This is a genomic window from Pseudomonas sp. GW821-FHT11G12, assembly GCF_058808055.1.
Genome location: NZ_JBXARH010000001.1, coordinates 767879 through 792855 on the forward strand (window position 1 = coordinate 767879; position 24977 = coordinate 792855).

The window sequence follows — 24977 nt, forward strand, 5'->3', positions numbered from 1 at the left end:
TCAACCCGTCGAGTACCTGCGCGTTTGAACATCTTCCGTCTGACACCTGCCGAGCCCACGCCTGCCGAGCGTCTGCAAAGCGAAGCCCGCGACTGGCTGATCCTGCTGACCTCCGGCCGCGCCACGGTCGCCGACGCCCGAGCGCTGCGCCAGTGGTGCGCCCAAAGCCCCGAACACGCCCGCGCCTTCGAAGAGTGCAAAGCCTTGTGGCACCTGCTGCAACCGGCGGCCGAAGCGACGCAGGCACCACGCCGGTTTGGACGCCGGGCCTTTCTCGGCGGCGCAATTGCTGCGTCGGCAGCGTTCCTGCTGGTGCGCGGCACGATCCCGGGCGGGTTCTCCGGGCTCGGCGCGGATTACATCACCGAAGTCGGCCAGCAACGCCGCGTCGAACCGGCCGATGGCTTGAGCCTGGAACTGAACACCCAGACCCGCATCAACCAGCGTTCGGTGGATGAGGGAGTGCAGGGCTTTGAACTGGTCAGCGGTGAAGTCGAAGTGCAGACAGCGCGGTTGCCGATGGCGATGCAGGCGGGTGGCGGCTGGCTGCGGGCGAGCAGGGCACGGTTCAACTTGCGCAACCTCGATCAACAGGTCTGTGTGACTTGCCTGGATGGCGCAGTAGAAGTGGAAGTTGAAGGCCGCAGCCTGCGACTGGAACCGGGCCAGCAATTGACCTATGACGCGCAACAGGTTGGCACGGTGCAAAGCGTCGACACGGCGGCGGTGATGAACTGGCGTCAGCAAGTGCTGGTGTTCAACGGTGCGACCCTGAGTCAGATGATTGATGAGATCAACCGCTATCGCCCGGGGATGTTGTTGCTGCTGAATCGCGATCTCGGCCAGCGCCGGGTGCAGGCGCGGTTCTCCCTCGATCAACTGGCCGGCGTAGGTGCACTGATCCGCGATGCCTACGGCGTCAAATGCACCGAGTTGCCGGGCGGCGTGGTCGTCCTCAGCTAATCACTGCAAGGGCCCCATGACCTGCCGGTACTTCTCCGGCCCTTGCGGTGTTTGCCGAGTCAACCGCACCTCCAACCCCAACGGATCCTCCCGTCGATTCCCACTCAACTGCCGCCACCCCTTGTCCGCCTCCCAAACCCGCACCTGCAAATCACTGACCTCACCCAAAACCGCCACCCCAGCCGTCGGCGCCGGCAACGGATACCGACTGCGCGCCGGCGCCACCGCGCGATACAGCGTGTCCCCCTTGAGCCACCAGCGCACCCGCTGCAAAGCCCCCGGCTGATCCGCCGCACTACGAATGATGTCCAGTCGAAACCCCTTGCTGTCACTGCTGCGCACCGTAAGCGCAGGCGGGGCCGTCGCCGGTTCATCCTCCGTGCCGACCTTCTTCGGTTCCGTCAGCTCGATCCCGGCGCGCATCTCCACATCCCGCTGCATCTGATTCAACGCCCGCAACAGGCTGTCGCTCTGCTCACCACTGGCCTGCAAATGGCTGTCGGCGCGGGTGACACTGTCCAGCCCCTTCCAGGCAATCAGACTGACCACCGCCATCAACAGAATCGCGACCATCACCTCAATCAGCGTAAAACCTTGTTGTCTGTTCATTGCACGCTAATCCGGCCCGAAGCATCGCGCAGCACACTCAACCGATTGAGCCCGTCAGACAGCGTCAACTGCAGCGGCGGATTGATCCACTCCGCGTTCAGCACCACTTTCTGCTTCGGCTCCACCCGCACCTCCAGCTTCGGACTCTGCCAGGGACGCGGCCGCAACTGCGGGTCCCGATCGAAATGATCAAAGCCCTTGCCACTGTCACTGCGCCGACTGAACCGAAACCCCTTGCCATCGCTCAACCACGCAATCGGCCGACCATCGGCGCGGGCCTCGGCCTGGGCAATCTGCAGCAACTGCGCCACGCGCTCAGCGTCCTTGCGCAGCAACTGCAACGGATCGGGCTTGATACTCAGACTGATCGCCGCACTGGCGATGCCGATGATCACCAGCACCACCATCAACTCGATCAGCGTAAAACCCTGCTGCCTGCACCGGTTCATCGAATGCGCACTCCCTTGCGTCCAGCCCCGTCCCAAAAAACCATCCTGCACGGCCAACATGTAAGGCGTGTGAAATAAAACCGTGAGAATTGCCGCGTAGTCTGGTCACCGGGACTAAAAGGAGATTCAGCCCATGAGATTCACCGCACGCTTTTCACCCCCCCAACTCATCCAGGCCGCCGCACTGCTGGCCGCCCTGGTCGGCATCGCCACCTGGTCATCCCTGCTCCTGACCACCGCCGAATCCCACACCCCGGCTGCTACGCCGCAACTGCTCGCCGCACGCAGCGATAACCCCGCGTTGCAGTGGTTTTCCAACCGCACGGCGCCGGTGGAGATCAAGGTCAGCGGCGTGATGGCGGGGAGTCGGGGGGCGGTGGCGATACTCAGCCTCAACGACGGACCGCCGAGGAGTTTTTTGCAGGGGGAACGGGTGAGTCCTGGGGTGAAGTTGGTGGCGGTGGAGGGGGATGGGGTGGTGATTGAGCAGGGTGGGGAGAGGGTGCGGTTGGGGGTGGAGAGGTTGGGGGAGGGGGTGGAGATGCCTAGGTTGGTTAGGCCGTAACTTTAAAGAGGGAGCGTGATGTTGGCGTTTCAGGCAGGTGGAAAGTAATGGATCGCCGGGGATGACCTTGAACGCTTTCGGCCATAAGCGGACACTCGGAAGCGACCGCTAACGGGCTAGCAGAAGTTCATAGCGGCTCCGCATTCGGTAAATAGCGACCTTCCGGTCACTTCTAATGATCGAATCCTTCAGTCTCTTACTGATGGGAAATGTCCTTGACATAATTTTTCTTAATAACTGGAATAAATCTTATTATGACGTCGCGAAACTTACACATGTTGCGCAAATGCTCATGCATCAGTTTTAACTCATATTGCGCCATTAGTGGTATTTCAGTTTTAGTGGGGGCAGTCAAGCGTTGATCATATAGCAGCCAAAGGCAAATAACATAGTCCTTGCCATGTATGTCTGCTATATCTGATTTTATATAATCTAAGTATTCTGATTTTTTTGTACTGTTGGACAAGCCTATGTGAGCCCTAATCTCGCTCAGGAAAGTTTGATCGTTAATAAATGCGTGACAGTAGAATTGAGCCTGTGAGAATAGGTAGTTTGTTGAGCAGGTGTTTTTATATGGCTTGCAATGGATGATTCGAATAAAACTAGCGTTGGTAAGATCTAGAATGTCGCAAAATTCTTTGTCTTTACGACCTGAGCCGATTTGAAGCTTTGCTTGATCAAATAGTACGCATGATGGTCGTATTGCACATATTTTTTTGTTAAATATGCTCTCTCTATTTTGCATTTTTACGTCATCACTGATGTCTATCCCTCTATAAATCTCCTCGCTTGTCTCTTCATGGAGTATATTTTTGGTGAAGTTGGTTATTTCAGTATAGAAGTCATTATCTACCTCAAGCCATTTTCCGTCGCTTAATACAAAATATTTACTTCCTAGGCTCTGCTCGAAAGATAGGCAGTTGTACAGGGGCCATCTTTTGTACCCTAACACCTGATCTTCTTCATATGAGTATGCATAAATAAATTTTGATTTAAGTTTTGCGGGTGTTATTTTGTCAAATGCCATGTGTTCAAAAATTTGGCATATGTCTAAGTATGCATAAGTCCTATCAGAGATTTTTTTATGGTTCGAATAGGTAAAGCCATAATCCGGATCGATTAGGACTTCTGGAATGCCAAGACTAATATTGCTCGTGTTTTTTAAGCGCAACTGAGTGATTAAAAGCTCGTCTAGTGCGTTATTTTCTGTTTCCGTTGCCTCGTCAAAATGCTTGTAATTGGGAAATAACTTGGTGTACTCCTTGCTAGCATAAGCCAGTAAAAAATCCTCACAATACTCGACTAGTGTCTGCCAGTTTAGCTTCTCTTTTCCGATAATTTTTATTGTTAAATTATTCCGACCTTGAAGGGTTATATTTTTGTGATCTTTCATATGGGCTGAAATATACCGCAGGTCTTCTGCTTCGCTGAGTCCAAAAGCGAAGGAGTCAACCGGCTTATTCACCTGCCTGTCAATATGTGTTGGGGTTATCGCGTGGCTCTCACTTTTTGTCTGACGTATTTCTTCGTTACCACACATATTCATTGCTGTTTTTATACCAAAGTCTGGTTCGAAAGCCTCGCGATCAAGATAGCTTACTGCACTCCGTCCAAAGGTTGCAGCAAAAACTCTACCGTTCACGGTTAAAAATAAAATCCCATTTGGGCTTTTGCTTTTTGCACTAAAGAGTAGTCCCTCGCCTGAAGGAAGTTTTTCGTTGATGAAATTTAGCCATGGTGGGTTTGATTTTGTCGTCGAGGTTTCAAAATATATAAATTGACAATCTGTGCCATTGATTGAGAACGTAAACTCTCTTGCTGATAGATTTTTTAAAACGTCTTTTTTTTGATCAAATATTGAGTCGGCTGTTTTATTTTCTCTTGCGAGAAAAAAAGATATTTGTGCGATTTCAACTCCCTGTTCGGCCATGGCGCTCCCTCGGGTTAATCACGTATTACTCACAGCTAAGCATCATTATTTCTTATGTCAATAAATAGCCATTGGCTTTTTTGAGCATATTGGGGAATTTTCTCTGAACAGGGAACTGAGGCCGAGTTCCTCCCTTCTCTTCTGGCCGACTAACGACCTTCACTCTGGTTAGCCATCCTTGTCATTCTATACGTGGAGCACATGTCATGAACATCATCGCTGCCCGCAGCGATCAGCCCTGGAACAAAGGAAAACTGGTCGGTCAGAAAGCTCCACTCAAATTGAGAGATATCTGGGCTATCCGGGTAAGGCTTCAAATAGCAGAACGAACCCGTGATCTCGGACTCTTCAATTTGTCCATCGACAGCAAGCTTCGGGCTTGCGACTTAATCAAGCTTCGCGTGCGCGACGTCGCCCATAGCGATCGTGTATCACCAAGAGCTGTGGTGATGCAGCAGAAGACGCCGCGGCCCGTGCAATTCGAGATACGGTTTGCTATCGCGGCCTAGATACATCAGGCGCAACTCCTCAGCGAAGACTGCCTTTTCCGAGCAAGTTGCATACCTCAGATCATCTATCCACGCGTTAGTACGCTCGTATCGTCAAAAGTGAAAAGGGGACTGATTATTTCGAGAAAATAGATCAGTTCCCTTTGTTACGCATTCCTCGGCTCACGCAGGCCGGATTAAATCCATTCGTGTAAAGTACCTTTGAGTTTCTTAAAATCCATAACGCTTCCAGTCGTAATATGCCATCAATCGACGAAAATGGTATCTGTTGTTGCAGCTGATTAGATGGTCATAGTTAGCGTGAAGGTATTCTCCTAGAATTTTTTGGTCTGCGAGCGGTAGCAGTGGGGTCATGCTAACTATTTCAGACTCTGTTGCTGTTGCAAGGAATTCCGCAAAAGGTGTTTTAGAGTATCTCGCAGTTTGGAGTGCGCTTGCGGTTGCGAAATCTTCTGCTTTTCGATTTGCGAGTCGATCAAGTTTTAGCCCTGATTTGTCATAGTCGGCTTTAGAATTAATGCCAAGCATTCTCAGATATTTAAACACGGGAACAAATTTTGTTTGGCTCGGAAGTAGAGATAAGGTTGTATCAACTAGTTTTCTGGCGTCAAAATTCTTGTTGTTTGAAATGAGGTCTTCAAAAATATCTCCGATGGAAATCCCTTTGTAGCCGGTTTCACCCACCTTTCCTATAACGCCAAGTCCAAATACAATCTCAATGTCGTTCTTGTCTTGGACTTGGTCGTAATCGACGACAGCAATTTTTTTGTCGGGATTCTGCCCTTTGACAATTTCGTAAACGCGTTCTTTGCAAAATCTTAATACCCGGGCTGGCAGTTTGCGTTCGAATTGTGCAATGGCATCGTAAACGGGAGTATAATTTTTTGTTTTAACAACCTTGACTGGTATCTGAATGGAGTCAAATTGAAGGTAGGAAGTTTCAATTGTTGGCCCGCCAAGAGGCTCATTTCTATCAATGAAAATTAAATTGTCTCTAAGTTTGTCAATATTTTCCCTGCCAATACATAGAGAAATAGATTTTAGAAGTTCTCTGATGTTTGTGTCGGAGATCGAGTGGCCTATAAAAACAACTGGGTGCTCTACAAATATAGTGATTAATTTTGAGGCTAGATACGCATTGCGATTGTTGTAGTCGTGGTAGTCGGAGTCCGTCAATACCAGAGATTCCGGTGTGCTGCAGCAACCATGGACTTTATAGATTTCTCCAATGTTCATGGTGTTGGAAAACAAAAGCTCTTTTTGTCCAATGTATACGGTGTGGTCTGGAAATAGGCTCTCAGTAAACATATCCCAATTCGTGGTGATTATCCCATCGACGTCGCACTCTTTCAGAGCATTGATTTCTTCTAATATGGCCGGGGAGATTTCAGCGAGGTGTTTGTGCTGTAGGTAGTCACATATTTCTAGCCGGAGTGGTGAAGTTCTATCGTTAATTAGATTTGCCGAGTCTTCTCTCTTTTTGCCATAGTCGTCATGACTCCACCACAAGTCGTGAAAATCATCAGCTATTAGCTGAGCCGATTTAGGCGTGTCATTATTAGCACTGCTTTTGTAGTAAGCGTAGGGTTTTCCGGTCAAACAAAATCGACTGAGCAACCCTTCCCAATCCTCAAGTCCTATGTATCGCCGGGAGAAGCCGGACCCCAAAAACAAAAATGGTCCGGATGATCTTTGGGAAAAAACGGAGCTGAGTTCTGCTTCGATGTCCATATGGGTAATCCTTTGAGCAAATTCATATTGGTCTGAAAAAGGGGACTGATTTATTTCCAAAAAATAAATCAGTCCCCTTTGTTTGCTCCTTTGTTTGCTTAACTGAACAAGCAAAGGGGACTGGAACCGGCGCTTTCGAAGAAGCTCTGAGTCAGTTTTCGGTTGGTTTAGCAAGGTCTCCAGTCGAGCCAGTGCAAAAAAGGGAGCGGGTATATTTTCAGGAAATATATACGTTCCCTTTGAATGCTGTTGAGCTTGTGGCTTCTACTCCGTTTCCTCTGTGCGCCTCGAGTATTCTCTGTATATCAAGACAGGGCCGATCCCGGCGAAGGTCAGTCCGCGTAGGAAGCGTATGGGATTTAAGGCCTGCCCACGCATAGCTTCGGACATGATTGTCGTTGGGCTAAAGTGCGTAGATGCGACAAAGTATTTTGGCGCAAGCTCAAAGCCCTCCACACTCTTCACTGCTCCAGGAATTTGCACCTTGTTTTGAAAGCCAAAATACCGTTTGGCAAAAATTTTGACGATCGAGAAATCGTCCTTCATGAAATTCTTGATATACAAATTCTCAGGAACAATAGCGACGAGAGGAGTGCGCAGTATTTTAAATGATGGAACGAACAAAAACGCATACTGGAAACGGGCGTTCTTCACCAATTTGGCCCAGTCAGGATTAAGCGTGGATTGCATTTGCATGTTTGAGTACACCGTAGAACTCACGAATCCACCGAGGTAAACACGTCGCGCAGCATCTTTCACGAATTCGGCAATCTTCGGCGTCAGTCCAGTCGGGGGCGACACAATCTTGCTTTTGGGAACCAGGCCGCGTTCAAGTATGGATGGGTGGGCGCTTGGCGGAGCCACCGTCCCGAGCACTCGAACGCGCAAGGCAGCCGGAAGATTGTAAGCAGTCAGTGCGGCCCCAATAGCCCCTTCCATATATTCTGGCAGCTTGACGACACGCAGGATTTGGCCTTGAGGTGCGCAAGACGGACACGATGGCCCGTTATACTGTCCATGATCGACACATGTACTCATCGTGAGAGCCTCTTTGACGTCTGAGCGAGTAGAACAATAGAGATTGCCGAAAAGTGCGATTTATAGTTGATAGGCAGTAAAGACTAAAAAGTAGGAGGGTGGAGATTTTTTTAGGTGCACTATCAGTGCACGTAGCTTGAAGTAGTGGAAAAGGGGATGACATTTGTTCTGAGAGTAAATCAGCCCCCTCTGAACCCTCGAAATGGGGGCGTCGAGACGATTGCCTTCATCAAAAAGTACCCCACGATTCAGATGAAGTTCTACAACATCCACGCCAACGACGGAGAGATTAGGAATGTAGAGCGCCTGACAGCAGAGGAGCGGGGGTGGATTATTGATTACTGCAAGTATCGCTTGGGAATCGACACAGACTTGAAGACTCAGGATGACGTCGAGATGTGCCGCAAAAAATAGAAATGCTCATTTGGCCGAGGCTGTCAGTCACACCTGACAACCTCGGCCATTTTCTTTCCGGCTATTGAGCGACAGCAATCAGCAGCTTACGTATTCACCTCAACATGATCCAACGCCTGATTCACTGCCAACCCCGCAACCATAACCACCTGAGCAATACCCAGCGCTGTCTTACGGTGGGCGGGTTCCAGGATCGCGGCGAAGTTGCTGAGCATTTCGCTGGCGGAGCCGAGGGATTCGCTGGCGTTGGCGAGGAGGGATTCGCTGTTGTAGGCGGGGTTGGCCAGGAACATGGGGTCGTGTTTGGTGTGGCTGCCCATGATGCGCTGTTGTGGGGTGAGGTAGTGGTCGAGGGCGCGTTCGGCGGCTTCGTTGAGGGTTCGGGAGTCGGGGAATTTGTAGGGTGAAACCGGATCGGTTTCTGGTGGGTTGGGTGTTGGTTTGATCATTGATGTAACTCCAGTACTGATTGAATTGGAGTCAACCACTCTCGCTACCAAACGAGGGGGTGGCGACCATACGCAGGTTGGTAGACCGGAGCACTGGAACCGGCGCTTCCGAAGAAGCCCTGAGCATGGCCACCATAAATCCAGTCGCATAAATGCAACTGCATGAGGTGACGCGATGCGTCAGCGCTGCGGGCTACCAAACCCGATCACTGTTTTTCAGTGACCCGGAAACGATAAGACCCGCACCCTAGACGCACAAGCCGGCGGATTCTGGCGTAGTCGTAGGCAATGACGCAAGGCGTTGTAGCCTTGAGGACGTAACGGGCGGTGTCTTTTAAACGGGGATTTTTGGGGTGGTTAAACAGGTGAAAAAACAAAGCCATTTTCCCTGTCTGAAACCAAGTCGGCGCTCTTTCATTCAGTCGTTCCCTTGATTTTTCTTGCGGCGTAATAAATGACGGCTATCAAAAAGTGCTTGAGCTCCCACGCCCAAGCGCCCGCGAGCATGCAGATAACCAGAAAAGTAAAATACTGATGAAAGTCCGTATAGGGCGCTTTATGTGTGCTTTTCCCAACCAGTCCGAGGCTCATCAGGCTGATGCAAAAAGCACTCAAACACCGTAAGGCGAGATAGCAGAGGTCTATGACGTTGGTCGTGTACACCCAGCTTTTTGCGGATTCAGAAAACAAGGCAGACCACACCATATGAAACGCGCTTGCGTAGATGAAGCTCAGGCTTAGCCGTTGTGCCACGTCAACGCCGGAGTTCAGGAAAAATTCCGAATAGAAATGGTCGAGAGAAATACCCACCGGACGCAATAGGTCGAGGAAGGGAAACAGGGCAACTCCGCCTGCGAGATAGATAGCTACAAAAGCGATGATTTTCATCCCGCACTCCATTGCTTCCTATAACTGCATCGGCTGACGAGTTTTCGGCCGAGGAAGGCGAAAGCATAGCCGTCCTGGCAACTACCGGTAATTCAACCACTGGAGACTAGAAAGGCAGGGGAAAAAGAAGGGCTGATCTATTTCCAGAAAATATATCGGTCCCCTTTGTTTAGAAATCCGGATTTCCCCTACAACGAACACCGATCCATCCTGCATTCAAACCTGAGTCCGTTCGCCAAAGTCCCCCGTTTTCAGAACGGGACACGGACGTGACCAGACTCATCCCGCGAAGCGAACTCCATGGCCAGCGCGACCAAATCCTCGATTCCTACCAAGCTATGGAAGACTTCCGACAGGCATTGAATCGCCCGGACGAGCTGCCCGGATTCGACGACCTGTTAAACGCCATGGGCCTGCATCGTTCGAACTACATGCAAGGCGCGAATGAGCGAAAACTCATCGATGCTGTGCGTAACGGTGAGTGGGCACTGGTGAAGCCACGCATGGCTACAGACAACGGCGGTGCCTCCTGGAACGTCTTCAACCCCAAACCCGAGCCACCTCCCGCACAACACCTGGTGGAGGAACACGCCTACACCTTGCCGCAACCCACTGAATCGGGTTTTCACATCGTTCAGAAGCCCATAACGCTCGAAGCGCTTGAACGGGAGTTGTACGAAATCAGGCCCGGCGACTCACTGCGTCGCGAATTCCGCTCACTCAATCGACATCTCGGTGCGCAGGTCAAGCCTGGGCAAATGGTCTTGTTCAGCGACTCTCGCAACTACATGTGCCGGCGGGAAGAAGCACAGATGATGGCCGCTGCGGAGAAGGTGAACGAGGCGTTGAAAGATCTCTCGGATGAAGAGGCTTCGTTCATGGTTGAGCATCACGAAGTCATTGAGCCGTTTCTGGAGGTGTCGGCGGGGTCACTGGGGGTTGCCTCTTATATGATCGGGCAGCATCTGGATGGGCTGAAAAAAGCTTTGCAGGATATGGAACAACTGCACCAGCAGCACTATCGGCAGTACGGGCATCTTCGCTCGCCGGATTTTTTTGCACAGCGCAAACGTATCTTGACGAAGCTTGATAGTGGCCTTGGGTCGCTGGTACGCAAGGGAACCGGAATTGCCGATCACCCCAAGCTCAAGAGAGCACTGGGTTTGTCGACTCGAAGAACCATTCACCGTTGGGATAAAGCGGGAGGCCCCACTCAGTTGCCGGGATATGCGTCCAACATCGTTGGCGTTGCGCGGGCGGCAAAGTTCATGCAAATCGGAGGTTACGTCGGAATTGGTTTAGCAACAGGGGCGGCAACTCTACGAATCAACGAAGTGTGCCGTACCGGCACTGATCAAGAATGCCAGAAGGTTAAATTCATCGAAGGCAGCAAACTGGCAGGTAACGTTGGAACAACTGTCGCGGCAACCACATATACCGCACCGCTCACAATGGAGTATTGCGCAGGTGTTGCACTAAAAACACGAGGCATCGGCGGCGTTATTTGCGTCCTCGTCATCAGCGGCGCGACAGCTTCTGTAGCAGGTAATACGGGATCTAAGATTGGCGATGTCCTCGGTGAGATCGTTTACGAAGCTACCTCAAATGATTGAAATCAAACTTCTGTTCGCCGCCACTGGCATTGGGTTATTGGTGCTGATCATTTCCAACGTTCTGGTGATGATCTATGTCGGGTATTTCAAGCTTTCCGAAATCGAGTCGCACCTTGAAAATTGTTATCTGCTCCATAACTGCCCGCAGAAGGGACGTTCCGGTTTTTGGGCGCGCAGGTACAGGCTCAATCTGATCACTGCTCTGCTTCGTAAACGTCCTTCGCGCCTGTTGCTGGATAATCCGAACGCCCTCGAAGATGTCCGGCGCCTTCCGCTGAATTTGCGGCGGTGGGTCGAAATTCCATATCGATTGAATGCATTTTCTCTGCTGGGAATTCTGGCCTTGTATGGTTGGGCGGAATATCTAGGGCTGCTCGAGTAAGCGCCGTTGAGAGGCGGTCCTCTATAAAAGGGCTATCGCGAGTCGGTAGCGTGCCGTTGAGACAGAAAAAAGATGACTGACTGTGGTGAGTTTTCAGGACAAAAAATCTACGAGTATTCCGAATAATGGAAATCACCCAATCAGCATTTGCCTGGGCCTTTGGAGCGCTGATCCTGCTGGGCATCATCAACTGCGCAATGATTTTCTACGCCGTTTATACAAAACTCGAAGCGCTGGAAAACCACTTTGACGAGTGGCTATACCTGATTACGGACTGGCGTTCTTCAGGTGGGAGTTTTCACTGGAGAACTCTTCGAATGGCAGAGGTCAGCCGGTTGATTACCTCCAAGAGTATCCAACGGCAGGAACCGTTGCTGATCGACGCCGTTGAACGCCTTCCCAGAGGACTCAGGTTCTGGGCGACGCGTCCATTTCATGTCGGCTACTTTGTATGCGGCGGGACTGCGGTGCTTTGGCATTACGGGAAATACAGAGGTTTTTTGTAGGAGTAGGTGTCCTTAATGGTCCGAGTCCTCGGGACGGCTAGGGATTCTCGGGCCTGCTGAGCAACGTCTCAATCCGAGCCAACGCTGGCCGCTCCTGCCCCCGATCAAAGACTTGCACACCAACCTTGAGCAACCGCCCATTCTCCGCCCCCCCAATCACCTGCTCACACCGCAACAACAACCGCCCCTGATCACACTCCACCGCCTTAACCCCCATCGGCAACCGCCCCTCCAACCGAAGTTCAGCCATCCGACTCTGCGCCGCAATCATCGCAATCGAGCGATCCCGCAATATCCCGCTGCTCTGCGTCATCAACCCCGCCACCCGCACGGCGGCGGACATGGCGACGGCGATGATCGCCAGCGCGATGAGCACTTCAATCGCAAAAAAGGGGACTGATATATTTCCATAAAATAAATCAGTCCCCTTTGTTATCAAACACCCCGCCGCAAGCACGCCAGCCGCCTCCCTTCGGGCACTCTTTCCGGACATTACCCTGAAAGATCTACTTGCAGAGCTGAGCTTTCGATGCTTGATAGTGGCGCATAGGCACCATATGATCCGCACCCTAGATACACACATATATACACACGCAGGGGTCGTAAGATGGCAGGGAAGATGTGTCCACAATGTAGTCGCCTAACGTTCCATGGCAACGACATGAAGCGCGAATGCAGCCAATGTGGCTTCGTCGCCCGCCGGCCAGCCAACGAAGGCAAAGGGGGGAAGGGGAAACTCTGCGGCCTGTGCAGCAAGTTCACAGTTTTTAATAACCATTGTTCAAATACAGCGTGCGGCGCTGTCAGTACCTATGGGAAGAATTGACGATGGCCATCAAGGCGAAAGGAATTTGCCCCTACTGTCAAGAACTAGTAAACGGGACCGTTATCGAGGAAAACACCCTTAGGCGAGACAAATGTAAATGCCCTAGCTGCAAGGAAACGATGTACGTCTGTCGAGCGCCTGGTTGCGATCACTATGTCAAGAACGGCAAGTTGTATGATGATGAGCTTTGCCCTGAATGCACGAAAGGGATCATGTCGACCGTTAGCTCTCTCGGCATGGTCGCGGTCACAACCGCAATATCCATCGCGGTTGCCAAAAAGCTCGATAAATAAGTTTTTCTGCCCAGCCTTCGATTTGAATCCGAAGAGAAAAGGAGACTGATTCATTTCAAAAAAGTGGACGGATCTATTTTTTTGGACAATAGATCCGTTCCCTTTCTATTGTTTATAGGTCGCCAACTACTCGCAGCCCTTGCGCTTTACTCCACCAATCTCCTCGGCGTTTCCGCTGATCTCTGAGGTTTTATTTCGATTCTTATCAAAAAAATGAGGATCTACTGCTTCGTCAGATCATCCGCAGCATCGTGAGCGCTCATTACTTGGGAATAGTGTGGGCGCTGCTTTATCCAGCAATCGCAAAGAAGACAATAGTTGGTAATGATAGAGAGTGTATCTAGCGCTTCCTTGTAGTCGGGTCTCGGATTTTTACCGTATTCCTCCATAAGTGCCTGGAAATCAAAATTTTTGGCGAAATCAATATTGTTTTGGTTGGAGGTGAAGATCCAGTCCAGAATATCTATTTGATGCTGTGTATTTCTCCTGAACTCATGATGGTTAGCAATCCAGGTGCGAATTTCGATTTCAGTAGGGTCGGGAGGCAGGGACTTTGCTAGCTCTTCAAATGTGCTTATTAAAAGTTTCAGCTGATTCAATGCGTCATCCGCTGCATTATTATGCTGCTTTGCAATTTCACATACTTTAATAAAGACAGTTATCTGCTTATCAGCAGCCGGACCGTCCTCATGAAGGAATGTGGCCTTGGCTTTTGGCTCAAGAAAATATTGGCGCCATGAAGCAGTGAGATGTTCGATGGAAATGTCGGTCTTGGAGGAGGTGGCCATCCTTAGGGTAACGGGTATCAAACTACCATTCTTGAAGCTGACCGTGTCTGTCAGATCCGCTATGTGCGCAGTTAATTTATGAAACATCCGGCTAAAATCAAATGCCTGCTTAACAGAAGCGGCGACAAAGTTATCCAACTGGTGAGTCGAATATGCCATGGAGTGGCTGATCTCATCAGTGTAATGGCTTAGTCCAATTTCGACTTCAGAGAGCGGACGTTGAATCCACTCTGGGTTTGACGTGACAAAGGTATGGATATCTGTTGGGAGAGTTTTACGGCATGGCTTTTCTGAGCAACGTAGATTGCAGTCCTGGAATACCTGCGCGACGAACTGTGAACATACAATTCCTTTGTTGTCTGAAAATGTCGGTTCATTCCCTATAAAGGCAATTAGGTTGTACTTCTGGCCGTAGTAGTAATTTGCTCGTCGAACCAGATCCTCAGTCGCCAACGGGTCAGCGGTTCTATGCCTAACCAACAACGAATTGGCGACGTCGTAGGAATGACTTACCTCATCCCATTGCCGCATGGTTATGCCAATGCCTGGCGTTGCATCCATGATCATGTTTTGCCCGGTAACAATGGCGACATGTGAATAGCTTGATATTTGTAACCGTGTGATCGATTGAATCACCATATTCGGCTTGGTAAACAGGCTCTTTCCTCTCAATAGCAGGATGTCACCGGGCTGAGGCAGGTTGTGATCAAAATCCATGAGGTTCGTCCTGATCCAAAAGGTGTCGATAGGACACGGAAAACGTAGTCCCACATACTTTCAGAAAACAGGCTCTCAGGAAATCGATTAGACAGGCAAATCGCCACTGGCCTTACTCCTGCGGCCTGCTCAACAACGTCTCCAGCCTCGCCAGCGGCGGCGCCTCCTTGCTGCGATCAAAGACTTGCACCCCCACCTTCAACAACCGCCCATTCTCCACCCCCCCAATCACCTGCTCACACCGCAACAACAACCGCCCTTGATCACACTCCACCGCCTTAACCCCCATCGGCAATCGCCCCTCCAACCGCAGTTCAGCCATCCGACCCTGCGCCGCAATCATCGCAATCGAGCGATCCCGCAAAACCCCGCTGCTCTGCGTCATCAACCCCGCCACGCGCACGGCGGCGGACATGGCGACGGCGATGATCGCCAGCGCGACGAGCACTTCAATCAGGGTGAATCCGGCTTGCGGGGAGGGGGTGCGCATCGGGGGCTCGGGCAGTCGGGCAGCCCTTGACGCTAACGCCCGTGCTTGACGGCTTGACGACGAAAACACCCGAGGATTTTCAACATCCCTGACATATCTTCTTGCAACACTGCGCGTCGAATCGAATCAAGCCAGGGAATGACGAGATGGATATCGCGCAATTCAAACAGCCCAATCGACCGAGCCGGATGCCCCGTGGGCAGCAGGGTTTCACGCTGATCGAGATCATGGTGGTGGTGGTGATTCTCGGGATTCTGGCGGCGATGGTGGTGCCCAAGGTGCTCGACCGGCCGGATCAGGCGCGGGCCACGGCGGCGAAGCAGGACATTGGCGGGTTGATGCAGGCGCTGAAGCTGTATCGCCTCGATCACGGCACTTACCCGAGCCAGAGCCAGGGCCTGAAGGTGCTGGTGGAGCGGCCGGCCGATGCCAAGAACACCAACTGGCGCTCGTACCTGGAGCGCCTGCCGAATGACCCGTGGGGTCGTCCTTATCAGTACCTCAATCCCGGTGCCAACGGCGAGATCGACATCTTTTCCCTCGGCGCCGACGGCCAGCCTGACGGCGACGGCGTGAATGCCGACATCGGTTCCTGGCAGTTGTAAGGCCGGTCATGAACAGCCAATCGAACCAGCAGGGGATGGCGATCATCAGTGCGCTGCTGATCGCGGCGGTGGTCGCGGTGATCGCCGCCGGCATGCTGACGCGCCAGAGCGTTTCGACCCGGGCGCTGGAAGCCGAGCAACTGCGCGTGCAGGGCCGTTGGCTGTTGCACGGCGGGTTGGAGATCAGCCGGCAATTGCTGTGGGATGCGCGGCAGCGAGATCCGTTGACCCGGCTCGATCAACCCTGGGCGCAGCGCTTGAACACTCAGGGTTTCGAGGGGCGGCTGGAGGACGAGCAGGGCAAGTTCAACCTGCGCAATCTGGTGGCTAACGAGCGGATCGATGACGCCCAGGTGCAGGCGTTCGAACGCTTGTGCGAGTTGATCGGCGTCAGCAGCGGCTTGAGCCGGCGCATCAGTCAGCGGGTGATCGGCTCTTATCCGCACCTGTTGAATGCCCAAGTGGTGGACAAGCCTGTGGCGAAAAATACGTTCGACAGCGGGCGCGCCACGTCGCCGTCCGCTTCGCGCAAACCGCAATCGCCGACCTTGCCGATGCTGCGCACGCTTGACGATCTGCGCAGTGTCGACGGGGTCAATGATGCGCTGTTGGCGAAACTGGCGCCGTACCTGACGGTGATTCCGGCGACCACCTGGCTCAACGGCAACACGGCCACCGCGCCGGTGCTGGCGGCTTATGTGCCGGGGCTGTCGCTGGAGCGGGCGCAGGCGTTGATCAATGAGCGCGACGCCGGGCGCTGGTTCATCAATCGCGGGGATTTCGTCAATCGCCTGCGACTGCCGCAACTGGAGATCACCAGCGTCAAGGTCGGCATCACCAGCGACTGGTTCCGCCTGCGCGGGCAGGCGCGCCGTGATCAGCGGCGGGTCAGCCTCGATGCGTTGTTGCATCGCAGTGAAGACCGCTTGCCGCAAGTGATCTGGTCGCGGGTGGGCGTATGAGCCAGTTGCGCGTGAGTTTGCCGCCGCTGGCGGAGCTGAGTCTCGACAGTGAAGTGGATTGTGCTTGGCTGGATCGTCAGGGGCAGGTCGTGCGCCAGGAGCGCGTGCGGCTCGATGCACTGCCGAAACAGCCGCTGGTGTGCTTTCTGCACCCGTCGGACAGCCTCTTGGCGAGCATTGATTTGCCGCCGCTGCCTGCGAACAAAACCGCTGCGGCTGTGCAGTGTGCGGCGCAGGCCTTGATGCTCGGCGACAGCGCCGAGATGCACATCGCCCACAGTTCTCGTAATGAAAGCGGCCAGGTGCAGATTGCCTGGGTATCGCGCAAGGATTTGCAGCACCTCGGGCAATTCGGTTTGAACCTCAAAGGCCTGTACCCGGCGGCTTACAGTTTGCCGGTGATGGCGGGCGGGGTCGGCTGCCTGCACGACGATCATCTGTTGCTGCGCCACGGCCCGAATGCGGCGCAGGTGCAGCCGATGATCGACGAAGCGTGGCTGCTGGAAACCGGTCTGCCGGCGCATTGGATCGGTGACGGCGCGCCTGAGGCGGTGCAATCGACATTGGCCGACACGCAGCGCAACGCCGGCCCGTTGCCGAACTGGGGCCTGCACGGCGGCCTCCAGCAACCGGGCACCGAACATCGTGGTTGGGGCAGGGCGCTCGGTTGTTGCGCGCTGGCACTGGCGGTGTGGGTGATCGGTTTGAACCTGTACGCCGCCCGCGAGGCCGCGCAGGGCCAGCAGCTCAAGGCGCAGATGGCGCAGCGGGTGAAGCAGGCGTTCCCCGAGTTGCCGGTGATCCTCAATCCGCTGCAACAGGCCCGTCAGCAAATCGCCGCTCGCCAGCAAGGCGTGGTGGATGCGCCGGGTCAGGATTTCACGCGACTGGTGTTGCAGGCCGGCAGCGGCATGCCGTCCATGGCCGGCACGGTACAGCGTCTGGAGTTTGTCGACGGCGCGTTGCAATTGAGCCTGCTGCCCGAGGCCCGGCGTTCGGGCAACGACAAGGACTGGCAAGGCACGCTGGCCCAGGCCGGCATCAGCATCAGCCCGAACGACGACGGCTGGGTCCTGCGCCCGGCCGGCGAAGCGACCGCCGCCACCGACAACGACGACAGCAGCGGAGCCGAAGATGAATAGCCCATCGCTTGCGAAATACCGCGCCGGTTGGCAGCGCTTCAATGCTCAGTTGCAGGCCCGTTGGCAGCCGCTGGCCTTGCGGGAAAAACGCATGGTCGGCGGCATGGCGGCGCTGTTGCTGGGGCTGTTCGTGTGGGTGGCGTTGATTCAGCCGCCGCTGAAGAAGATCGCCGCCTCGCAAGTCGAAACGCCAAAACTGCGCGCCCAGGCTGAAGCGCTGGAAGTGCTGTTGCGCGACGTCAGCGTGCGCCCCGACGGGCAGAACCTGGAGCAATCGCTGCAACAGACCTTGCAAACCAGCGGACTGGGCGGCCACTACCAATTGGCCGCCGCGTCCGCCGGTTGGCAGTTGACCTTCGATGCGGCACCGGCCGACGCCGTGCTCGACTGGCTGCTGAGCCAACCCCGGAATTTTTCACTGCAAGTGGTCGAGGCCCGTCTGCAACGCGCAGACGACGCCGCGACCGATGACACGGCCGGCACTCTGTCGGGCACCGTACGCATGGATCAGGCGCTGGGCGCTAAGGAAGCTTCATGAAGGGGTCAGGGTCCAAACGCATGGCGTTGCCGATGCTGTTGATGGCATTGAGCGCGTGCAGCAACACCACGCCACCGAATCAACCGCCGCTGCTGGTGGACAGCGAACTCGGCCGGCCGCTGGCCAACACCCAGCGCAGTGGCGACGCGGTGCTCGACCGCGAGCGCGCGCAGGCTCAGGCAAGACCTGCGCCGAAGCAATTGCACAACATCACCGAACGCGCCCGCAGCGGTGGGTCGGCACGGGGCACGACGTTGCCGGCCAATCCGTTGGGCGATCAACCGGTGACGCTGAATTTTGTCGACGCGGATATTCAAGCGGTGGTGCGGGCGTTGTCGCGCTCCACCGGCCAGCAGTTTCTGGTCGATCCTCGGGTCAAGGGCAATTTGACGCTGGTCTCCGAAGGCCAGGTGCCGGCGCATCAGGCCTACGACATGCTGCTGGCGGCGCTGCGCATGCAAGGTTTCAGCGTGGTGGACGTCGGCGGCGTGGCGCAGGTGGTGCCGGAGGCCGACGCCAAGTTGCTCGGCGGGCCGATCTACAGCGCCGACAAACCGGCCGGCAACGGCATGCTCACCCGCACGTTCCGCCTGCAATACGAGAACGCGGTGAACCTGATCCCGGTGCTGCGCCCGATCGTCTCGCCGAACAACCCGATCAACGCCTATCCGGGCAACAACACTATCGTCGTCACCGATTACGCCGAGAACCTGACGCGGGTCGCCCAGTTGATCCAGACCATCGACACCCCGACCGCCATCGACACCGACGTGGTGCAGATCCAGAACGGCATCGCCGCCGACATCGCGCCGATGGTGGCCGATCTGCTCGACGCGCCGGGCAATGATCCAACGCAGAAAATCGCAGTGATCGGCGACCCACGCTCCAACACCATCATCATCCGCGCCGGCAGCCCCGAGCGCACGGAGCTGGCGCGCAACCTGATCTACAAACTCGACAACGCCCAGAGCAACCCGAGCAACCTGCACGTGGTTTATCTGCGCAACGCCCAGGCCGGCAAACTGGCTCAGGCGCTGCGCGGATTGTTGACTGGCGAAAGCGACAGCGGCACCAGCGACAGTGCGCGTTCGGTACTCAGCGCCATGGGCAGTTCCACCAACTCGAGCGGTGGACAGAACGGCCAGAGCGGCACGCAAACCAACGGCAGCACCTCGACCACCAACAACGGCAGCACCGGCGGCAGTTACGCCCAGGGCAGCAGCGCCACCAGTGGCAGCAGCAATGCGCAAAGCAGTGAACAGAACGTGGCCTTCAGCGCCGGCGGTGTGACCATTCAGGCGGACGCGACCACCAACACCTTGCTGATTTCCGCGCCGGAACCGCTGTACCGCAACCTGCGCGAAGTCATCGACCTGCTCGACCAGCGCCGCGCCCAGGTTGTGATTGAGAGCCTGATCGTCGAAGTCGGCGAGGACGATGCCAGCGAATTCGGCGTGCAATGGCAGACCGGCAATCTGGCCGGCAATGGCGTGATCGGCGGCGCCAACCTTGGCGGATCGGGGATCAACGTCAATGGCAAGACCAGTGTCGACGTGTTGCCCAAAGGGCTCAACCTCGGCTACGTCAACGGCACCGTTGACATCCCCGGCATCGGCAAGATTCTCGACCTGAAAGTGCTGGCCCGTGCCCTGAAGAGCAAGGGCGGCACCAACGTGCTGTCGACGCCGAACCTGCTGACCCTGGACAACGAAGCGGCGAGCATTTTTGTCGGCCAGACCATCCCGTTTGTCAGCGGCAGCTACGTCACCGGCGGCGGGGGCACCAGCAACAACCCGTTCCAGACCGTGACCCGCGAAGAAGTCGGTTTGAAGCTCAACGTTCGGCCGCAGATTTCCGAGGGCGGCACGGTGAAGCTCGACATCTATCAGGAAGTCAGCAGCATCGACGAGCGCGCTTCGGCAGCGTCGACCTCGGCGGGGATCGTCACCAGCAAACGCGCGATCGATACCAGCATCCTGCTCGATGACGGCCAAATCATGGTGCTCGGCGGTCTGCTGCAGGACGGCTACAGCCAGAGCAACGACGCAGTGCCTTGGTTGTCGACGATTCCGGGGATTGGCGCGCTGTTTCGCAACGAACGCCGCTCGATCACCAAGACCAACCTGATGGTGTTCCTGCGCCCGTACATCATTCGCGACAGCGCGGCGGGGCGCAGCATCACGCTGAACCGCTACGACTTCATGCGCCGTGCTCAGGGCGGTCTGCAACCGGAGCGCAGCTGGGCGATGCCGGACATGCAGGCGCCGCAATTGCCGACCGCAGCGCAGGGCGTGCCGGCGTCGCTGCCGGGGACGGGCCCGCGCGCGACCATCAAAGCGGTGCCGCTGCAATGAGCGCATTGCCTTACGCCTGGGCCAAGGCGCAGCGGATTCTGCTGCGCGACGGCGTGCTGACGGTGTGCCCGTCGACGCCGGGCTGGTCGATCAGCGAGGTGCGGCGGCAGTTCGGCGCGGCGAAGCTTGAGCGGGTGCGCGATGACGAACTCGACGGCTTGCTCGCCACAGCCTACGCCGACACTGGCAGCGCGGCGGCGGTGGTTGGCGCGGCGGAAAACGAAGTCGACCTCGACCGCCTGATGCAGGACATACCGGAAATCACCGACCTGCTCGACACCCAGGACGGCGCGCCGGTGATCCGCATGATCAACGCCTTGCTCACCCAGGCGGCGCGGGACGAGGCCAGCGACATTCATATCGAACCGTTTGAAACCCATTCGGTGGTGCGCTACCGGGTCGACGGTACGCTGCGCGACGTGGTCTCGCCGCGCAAGGCGTTGCACGGTGCGCTGGTGTCGCGGATCAAGATCATGGCGCAGCTCGATATCGCTGAAAAACGCTTGCCGCAGGACGGTCGTATTGCGTTGCGGGTAGCGGGGCGGCCGATCGACATTCGTGTTTCCACCGTGCCGACCGGCCATGGCGAGCGGGTGGTGATGCGTTTGCTGGACAAGCAGGCCGGGCGTTTGCATCTGGAAACCCTGGGCATGGACGCGCAGGTGCTGGCCAAGCTCGATCACCTGATCCGCCAGCCCCACGGCATTGTGCTGGTCACCGGCCCGACTGGTAGCGGCAAAACGACGAGTTTGTATGCGGCGCTGGCGCGACTGGATGCGAGCACCAGCAACATCCTCACCGTGGAAGACCCGGTGGAATACGACTTGCCGGGCATCAGCCAGATTCAGGTCAACGCCAAGATCGACATGACATTTGCCCTCGCGCTACGTGCCATTTTGCGGCAGGACCCGGACATCATCATGATCGGCGAGATCCGCGACCTCGAAACCGCGCAGATCGCGGTGCAGGCTTCGCTGACCGGTCACCTGGTGCTTGCGACGTTGCACACCAACGATGCCGTGTCGGCGGTCAACCGCTTGGTCGACATGGGCGTTGAGCCGTTTCTGCTGGCCTCGTCGATGCTCGGAGTTCTGGCCCAGCGGTTGGTACGACGGCTGTGCAGTCAGTGCAAACAGGAAGATCCGGCCACGCCCGGTACTTGGCGCCCGGTCGGTTGTGCGGCGTGCAATCACACCGGTTACAGCGGCCGAACCGGCATTCACGAATTGTTCTGCATCGATGACGACATCCGCACCCTGATTCACCAAGGGGCAGGGGAGCAGGCCTTGCGTGCTGCGGCGAGCAAGGCCGGGATGTTCAGCCTGCGTGAGGACGGCGAACGCTGGATTCACAGCGGTGCCACGGCCCCTGAAGAAATCCTTCGTGTGACACGGGACGCCTGATGAATCGCTATCGTTTTGAGGCCGCCGATGCCAGCGGCAAGATCGAATCCGGGCATCTGGAGGCGGACAGTCAGGGCGCGGCGTTTGGTGTGCTGCGTGGTCGTGGCTTGACGGCGTTGTCGGTGGAGAAGGAAAGCAACGTCTCCCAGCATGGCGGCGGTGGATTGTTCAGCGCCAGGCTGTCGGATAACGATCTGGCGTGGGCCACCCGACAACTGTCGAGCTTGCTCGGTGCCAGTCTGCCGCTGGAGGCTGCACTGAGCGCCACGGTCGAACAGGCCGAGAAAAAACACATCGCCCACACCCTCAGTGCCGTACGTGCCGACGTGCGCAGCGGCATGCGCCTGGCCGAAGCACTGGCGGCGCGGCCACGGGATTTTCCGGAGATTTACCGGGCGCTGATTGCGGCGGGCGAGGAGTCCGGTGATCTGGCCCAGGTGATGGAGCGGCTGGCGGATTACATCGAGGAACGCAACAACCTGCGCGGCAAGATTCTCACCGCGTTCATCTATCCGGGCGTGGTTGGGCTGGTATCAATCGGTATCGTGATTTTCCTGCTCAGCTACGTGGTGCCACAGGTGGTCAGCGCGTTTTCCCAGGCGCGGCAGGATCTGCCGGGGCTGACGCTGGCGATGCTCAATGCCAGTGATTTCATCCGTGGGTGGGGCTGGCTGTGCGCCGGCGTCATGGCCGGCGCGTTCTGGAGCTGGCGCCTGTATCTGCGCAATCCGGCGGCGCGCTTGAGTTGGCATCATCGTGTGCTGAAGTTGCCGCTGATCGGGCGGTTTGTGCTGGGGCTGAACACTGCACGGTTCGCGTCCACGCTGGCGATTCTCGGCGGCGCCGGGGTGCCGTTGTTGCGCGCGTTGGAAGCGGCGCGGCAGACGCTGTCGAATGATCGTCTGAGCCTGAGCGTCAATGAGGCCACCGCCAAGGTGCGCGAGGGCGTCAACCTGGCGGCAGCGCTGAAAGTGGAGAACGTGTTCCCGCCGGTGCTGATTCACCTGATCGCCAGCGGCGAGAAAACCGGAGCGCTGCCACCGATGCTTGAGCGTGCGGCACAAACCCTGTCTCGTGATATCGAGCGCCGGGCGATGGGCATGACCGCGTTGCTGGAGCCGTTGATGATCGTGGTGATGGGCGGTGTGGTTTTGGTGATTGTGATGGCGGTGTTGCTGCCGATCATCGAGATCAACCAACTCGTGCAGTAGTTTTCTCAACTTTTTTTACCGGCGCCGGATCTCACCCGAGCGCCAAAAACAGCATCCTCGGGTTCTCCTTTCTGTCATCTGCAACGGCCCTTCAAGGGCTGTGGCCGATTCCCTCGAAAAGCGTGTCTTAGACACTCCGGATAACCAGCAGAACACCCGAGAAAATCCCTCGAAAATCAGCCTGCACCTCCCGAGGTTTTTTCCTTTATCTGTCACCGGAAACTGCGAATTTCTCAGTGCGACTTAACCACGGACCCCGCTTGCGAAGGTCAGCGGTGAGTCCTCCCAGTGTCATGCAAGTCCCCTGAAAACCTGTGTTCACAACCAACGTTGAAAAGGAGATTCTTCATGTTCAAGCGCACTCTGATCGCAGCTTCCCTGACCGTCGCTGCCCTGGCTTCCGCCCAGGCCATGGCCGCCAACGTAACCGGTGGTGGCGCGACTCTGCCTGCCGCTCTGTACAAAGGTTCTGCCAACAGCATCCTGCCAGCCAACTTCAGCTACCTGGGCACAGGCAGCGGCGTGGGTAAAGTGGCGTTCCTGACCAACGATTCGACGCAGTTCAAAACCACCGGTACGGTTCACTTCGCTGGCAGCGACTCGGTGCTCAGCGCTACCGAAATCGGTAACTACAACACCGCTTACAGCACCACTTACGGCCCGCTGATCCAACTGCCTTCGGTCGCCACTTCGGTTGCCATTCCTTACAAAAAGACCGGCCAGACCGCTCTGAACCTGACCAGCGCTCAGCTGTGCGACGTGTTCTCGGGCACTGCCACCAAGTGGGGCGACCTGCTGAACAACTCTGACGCCACCCCGATTCGCGTTGTGTATCGCTCCACTTCCAGCGGCACTTCGGAAATCCTCACTCGCCACCTGAACGCGGTTTGCCCAACCAAGTTCGCCGTCACCACCACGTTCGCCAACACCCTGAAGCCAGCCGGCACTCCACTGCCAACCACTTTCGTAGGCGTGGTTAACACCTCTGACGTCGCTGCTGCCGTGAACGCTGTTGACGGTTCCATCGGCTACGTGGGTCCGGATGGCGTGAATGCCAACAGCAATGCCGTCGTTTCGCGCGTCAACGGTGTTCAGCCGACCACCGCAAACGTCACTACCGCATTGTCTTCGGCCACACTGCCAGTCAACCCGGCTGATCCAGCTCAGTGGGCTCCGGTTGTTGCCAACCCAGCCACCGGTTACCCAATTGCTGCCTACACCAACTTCATCTTCGGCCAGTGCTACAAGGATGCATCCGTGGCTGCTGACGTGAAGGCCTTCCTGACCACTCACTACAGCGTTCCAGGCAACACCGTTGCGACCGTGGCTCACGGCTTCAGCGTGGTTCCGACCAACTGGAAAAACGCTGTGACCGCCAACTTCATCACCAACTCCACCGGCAACAACCTGGACATCAACAACGCCAGCGTCTGCAACACTGTTGGCCGTCCTCTGTAAGGTTTCACTTCAAGTCAGCGGTTTGAATGGCAGCCCCTTTTGGGGCTGCCATTTTTTTTGCCGGAACCGCGCGCAATTACTCCCCCAACATGAAGTTTGTGTGACATCCGTTCGGTCGTGCCCCTTGCCAACCGCCTATGTCCT

General features: G+C 55.8%; 24 protein-coding genes and 1 pseudogene. 15 read left to right on the top strand and 10 right to left on the bottom strand.

All coding sequences use genetic code 11. The features are described 5' to 3' along the window. Positions 1–24 precede the first annotated feature (24 nt). Positions 25–963 carry a FecR family protein gene (locus tag AC1RR7_RS03565; protein ID WP_102620987.1) on the top strand — a complete coding sequence of 313 codons (939 nt, stop codon included), beginning with the start codon at positions 25–27 and terminating at the stop codon, positions 961–963. On the opposite strand, the gene AC1RR7_RS03570 is transcribed toward AC1RR7_RS03565, so the two are convergent. Then, on the bottom strand, positions 964–1572 hold the full coding sequence (locus AC1RR7_RS03570; RefSeq protein WP_039773261.1) for a type II secretion system protein GspJ: 609 nt from the start codon (positions 1570–1572) through the stop codon (positions 964–966). Further along, on the bottom strand, positions 1569–2021 hold the full coding sequence (gene gspH, locus AC1RR7_RS03575; protein WP_011334577.1) for a type II secretion system minor pseudopilin GspH: 453 nt from the start codon (positions 2019–2021) through the stop codon (positions 1569–1571). The genes AC1RR7_RS03570 and gspH overlap by 4 nt, the downstream gene beginning before the upstream one ends. A gap of 133 nt (positions 2022–2154) precedes the next feature. Here gspH and AC1RR7_RS03580 point away from each other — a divergent pair, with 133 nt between their 5' ends. Next, positions 2155–2586: a type II secretion system protein N gene (locus AC1RR7_RS03580; protein ID WP_096820023.1), complete on the top strand. Its 432-nt coding sequence runs from the start codon at positions 2155–2157 to the stop codon at positions 2584–2586. 196 nt (positions 2587–2782) lie between these two features. Here AC1RR7_RS03580 and AC1RR7_RS03585 read toward each other — a convergent pair whose 3' ends face one another. Further along, a complete protein-coding gene (locus AC1RR7_RS03585; RefSeq protein WP_192558201.1) occupies positions 2783–4516 on the bottom strand; it encodes a DUF6119 family protein in 1734 nt (577 codons plus the stop codon). A 206-nt stretch (positions 4517–4722) separates the two neighbouring features. Between AC1RR7_RS03585 and AC1RR7_RS03590 the strand changes: the two are divergent. Beyond that, positions 4723–5102 (top strand): annotated as a pseudogene (locus AC1RR7_RS03590) (site-specific integrase); the annotation flags it as partial. A gap of 133 nt (positions 5103–5235) precedes the next feature. Here AC1RR7_RS03590 and AC1RR7_RS03595 read toward each other — a convergent pair. Both AC1RR7_RS03595 and AC1RR7_RS03600 read right to left on the bottom strand, forming a co-directional pair. After that, on the bottom strand, positions 5236–6756 hold the full coding sequence (locus AC1RR7_RS03595) for an SIR2 family protein (protein ID WP_493156139.1): 1521 nt from the start codon (positions 6754–6756) through the stop codon (positions 5236–5238). 264 nt (positions 6757–7020) lie between these two features. Continuing rightward, a complete protein-coding gene (locus AC1RR7_RS03600; protein ID WP_192558199.1) occupies positions 7021–7794 on the bottom strand; it encodes a hypothetical protein in 774 nt (257 codons plus the stop codon). Positions 7795–7950: 156 nt separating this feature from the next. Between AC1RR7_RS03600 and AC1RR7_RS03605 the strand changes: the two genes are divergently transcribed. Next, positions 7951–8208: a hypothetical protein gene (locus AC1RR7_RS03605; RefSeq protein ID WP_244142397.1), complete on the top strand. Its 258-nt coding sequence runs from the start codon at positions 7951–7953 to the stop codon at positions 8206–8208. Positions 8209–8294: 86 nt separating this feature from the next. Here AC1RR7_RS03605 and AC1RR7_RS03610 read toward each other — a convergent pair whose 3' ends face one another. Both AC1RR7_RS03610 and AC1RR7_RS03615 read right to left on the bottom strand, forming a co-directional pair. Next, on the bottom strand, positions 8295–8657 hold the full coding sequence (locus tag AC1RR7_RS03610) for a DUF6124 family protein (RefSeq protein WP_192558198.1): 363 nt from the start codon (positions 8655–8657) through the stop codon (positions 8295–8297). Between the two features lie 414 nt (positions 8658–9071). Further along, the gene (locus AC1RR7_RS03615; protein WP_493156142.1) at positions 9072–9545 is read right to left on the bottom strand and encodes a hypothetical protein; all 474 of its coding nucleotides are present in this window, start codon (positions 9543–9545) and stop codon (positions 9072–9074) included. A 269-nt stretch (positions 9546–9814) separates the two neighbouring features. Here AC1RR7_RS03615 and AC1RR7_RS03620 point away from each other — a divergent pair, with 269 nt between their 5' ends. The 3 genes from AC1RR7_RS03620 (at position 9815) to AC1RR7_RS03630 (ending at position 12046) form a co-directional block, all read left to right on the top strand. Then, entirely contained in the window at positions 9815–11158 is a 1344-nt protein-coding gene (locus tag AC1RR7_RS03620; protein ID WP_493156144.1) for a hypothetical protein, read from the top strand. Further along, entirely contained in the window at positions 11151–11540 is a 390-nt protein-coding gene (locus AC1RR7_RS03625; protein ID WP_493156146.1) for a hypothetical protein, read from the top strand. The genes AC1RR7_RS03620 and AC1RR7_RS03625 overlap by 8 nt, the downstream gene beginning before the upstream one ends. 125 nt (positions 11541–11665) lie before the next feature. Continuing rightward, complete coding sequence (locus tag AC1RR7_RS03630) at positions 11666–12046, top strand: hypothetical protein (RefSeq protein WP_493156148.1); 381 nt, start codon at positions 11666–11668, stop codon at positions 12044–12046. A gap of 37 nt (positions 12047–12083) precedes the next feature. Here the strand turns inward: AC1RR7_RS03630 and gspI (AC1RR7_RS03635) are convergent, their stop codons facing one another. The 3 genes from gspI (AC1RR7_RS03635) to gspI (AC1RR7_RS03645) all read right to left on the bottom strand — a co-directional run bounded on the left by gspI (AC1RR7_RS03635) (position 12084) and on the right by gspI (AC1RR7_RS03645) (position 15160). Next, positions 12084–12449, bottom strand: a complete 366-nt coding sequence (gene gspI / locus AC1RR7_RS03635; RefSeq protein ID WP_493156961.1) for a type II secretion system minor pseudopilin GspI — start codon at positions 12447–12449, stop codon at positions 12084–12086. A 937-nt stretch (positions 12450–13386) separates the two neighbouring features. Then, entirely contained in the window at positions 13387–14670 is a 1284-nt protein-coding gene (locus AC1RR7_RS03640; RefSeq protein ID WP_493156150.1) for a hypothetical protein, read from the bottom strand. Between the two features lie 112 nt (positions 14671–14782). Further along, the gene (gene gspI, locus AC1RR7_RS03645; protein ID WP_493156152.1) at positions 14783–15160 is read right to left on the bottom strand and encodes a type II secretion system minor pseudopilin GspI; all 378 of its coding nucleotides are present in this window, start codon (positions 15158–15160) and stop codon (positions 14783–14785) included. 146 nt (positions 15161–15306) lie between these two features. Between gspI (AC1RR7_RS03645) and gspG the strand changes: the two genes are divergently transcribed. From gspG to AC1RR7_RS03685, 8 genes are all read left to right on the top strand, one after another. Next, entirely contained in the window at positions 15307–15765 is a 459-nt protein-coding gene (gspG, locus tag AC1RR7_RS03650) for a type II secretion system major pseudopilin GspG (RefSeq protein WP_007959380.1), read from the top strand. An 8-nt stretch (positions 15766–15773) separates the two neighbouring features. Next, on the top strand, positions 15774–16727 hold the full coding sequence (gene gspK / locus AC1RR7_RS03655; protein ID WP_493156155.1) for a type II secretion system minor pseudopilin GspK: 954 nt from the start codon (positions 15774–15776) through the stop codon (positions 16725–16727). Then, positions 16724–17869: a type II secretion system protein GspL gene (gspL, locus tag AC1RR7_RS03660; RefSeq protein WP_493156157.1), complete on the top strand. Its 1146-nt coding sequence runs from the start codon at positions 16724–16726 to the stop codon at positions 17867–17869. The genes gspK and gspL overlap by 4 nt, the downstream gene beginning before the upstream one ends. Further along, on the top strand, positions 17862–18407 hold the full coding sequence (locus AC1RR7_RS03665; protein WP_493156159.1) for a type II secretion system protein M: 546 nt from the start codon (positions 17862–17864) through the stop codon (positions 18405–18407). Before gspL ends, AC1RR7_RS03665 begins: the two co-directional genes overlap by 8 nt. Further along, on the top strand, positions 18404–20761 hold the full coding sequence (gspD, locus tag AC1RR7_RS03670; RefSeq protein WP_493156161.1) for a type II secretion system secretin GspD: 2358 nt from the start codon (positions 18404–18406) through the stop codon (positions 20759–20761). Before AC1RR7_RS03665 ends, gspD begins: the two co-directional genes overlap by 4 nt. Then, positions 20758–22164 carry a type II secretion system ATPase GspE gene (gene gspE, locus AC1RR7_RS03675; protein ID WP_493156163.1) on the top strand — a complete coding sequence of 469 codons (1407 nt, stop codon included), beginning with the start codon at positions 20758–20760 and terminating at the stop codon, positions 22162–22164. Before gspD ends, gspE begins: the two co-directional genes overlap by 4 nt. Continuing rightward, positions 22164–23375 (top strand): type II secretion system inner membrane protein GspF, encoded by a 1212-nt coding sequence (gene gspF, locus AC1RR7_RS03680; RefSeq protein ID WP_493156165.1) that lies wholly within the window; start codon positions 22164–22166, stop codon positions 23373–23375. The genes gspE and gspF overlap by 1 nt, the downstream gene beginning before the upstream one ends. Before the next feature lie 348 nt (positions 23376–23723). Continuing rightward, positions 23724–24833: a substrate-binding domain-containing protein gene (locus AC1RR7_RS03685; protein WP_102621803.1), complete on the top strand. Its 1110-nt coding sequence runs from the start codon at positions 23724–23726 to the stop codon at positions 24831–24833. Positions 24834–24977: the final 144 nt, after the last annotated feature.

Coding starts and splice junctions, on each gene's coding strand:
- gspG (WP_007959380.1), top strand. CDS start 15,307: ATGGATATCGCGCAATTCAAACAGCCCAATCGACCGAGCCGGATGCCC.
- AC1RR7_RS03610 (WP_192558198.1), bottom strand. CDS start 8,657: ATGATCAAACCAACACCCAACCCACCAGAAACCGATCCGGTTTCACCC.
- AC1RR7_RS03630 (WP_493156148.1), top strand. CDS start 11,666: ATGGAAATCACCCAATCAGCATTTGCCTGGGCCTTTGGAGCGCTGATC.
- AC1RR7_RS03600 (WP_192558199.1), bottom strand. CDS start 7,794: ATGAGTACATGTGTCGATCATGGACAGTATAACGGGCCATCGTGTCCG.
- AC1RR7_RS03625 (WP_493156146.1), top strand. CDS start 11,151: ATGATTGAAATCAAACTTCTGTTCGCCGCCACTGGCATTGGGTTATTG.
- gspD (WP_493156161.1), top strand. CDS start 18,404: ATGAAGGGGTCAGGGTCCAAACGCATGGCGTTGCCGATGCTGTTGATG.
- gspE (WP_493156163.1), top strand. CDS start 20,758: ATGAGCGCATTGCCTTACGCCTGGGCCAAGGCGCAGCGGATTCTGCTG.
- AC1RR7_RS03580 (WP_096820023.1), top strand. CDS start 2,155: ATGAGATTCACCGCACGCTTTTCACCCCCCCAACTCATCCAGGCCGCC.
- AC1RR7_RS03615 (WP_493156142.1), bottom strand. CDS start 9,545: ATGAAAATCATCGCTTTTGTAGCTATCTATCTCGCAGGCGGAGTTGCC.
- gspI (WP_493156152.1), bottom strand. CDS start 15,160: ATGCGCACCCCCTCCCCGCAAGCCGGATTCACCCTGATTGAAGTGCTC.
- AC1RR7_RS03665 (WP_493156159.1), top strand. CDS start 17,862: ATGAATAGCCCATCGCTTGCGAAATACCGCGCCGGTTGGCAGCGCTTC.
- gspL (WP_493156157.1), top strand. CDS start 16,724: ATGAGCCAGTTGCGCGTGAGTTTGCCGCCGCTGGCGGAGCTGAGTCTC.
- AC1RR7_RS03595 (WP_493156139.1), bottom strand. CDS start 6,756: ATGGACATCGAAGCAGAACTCAGCTCCGTTTTTTCCCAAAGATCATCC.
- gspH (WP_011334577.1), bottom strand. CDS start 2,021: ATGAACCGGTGCAGGCAGCAGGGTTTTACGCTGATCGAGTTGATGGTG.
- AC1RR7_RS03605 (WP_244142397.1), top strand. CDS start 7,951: ATGACATTTGTTCTGAGAGTAAATCAGCCCCCTCTGAACCCTCGAAAT.
- AC1RR7_RS03685 (WP_102621803.1), top strand. CDS start 23,724: ATGTTCAAGCGCACTCTGATCGCAGCTTCCCTGACCGTCGCTGCCCTG.
- gspF (WP_493156165.1), top strand. CDS start 22,164: ATGAATCGCTATCGTTTTGAGGCCGCCGATGCCAGCGGCAAGATCGAA.
- AC1RR7_RS03640 (WP_493156150.1), bottom strand. CDS start 14,670: ATGGATTTTGATCACAACCTGCCTCAGCCCGGTGACATCCTGCTATTG.
- AC1RR7_RS03585 (WP_192558201.1), bottom strand. CDS start 4,516: ATGGCCGAACAGGGAGTTGAAATCGCACAAATATCTTTTTTTCTCGCA.
- AC1RR7_RS03570 (WP_039773261.1), bottom strand. CDS start 1,572: ATGAACAGACAACAAGGTTTTACGCTGATTGAGGTGATGGTCGCGATT.
- gspK (WP_493156155.1), top strand. CDS start 15,774: ATGAACAGCCAATCGAACCAGCAGGGGATGGCGATCATCAGTGCGCTG.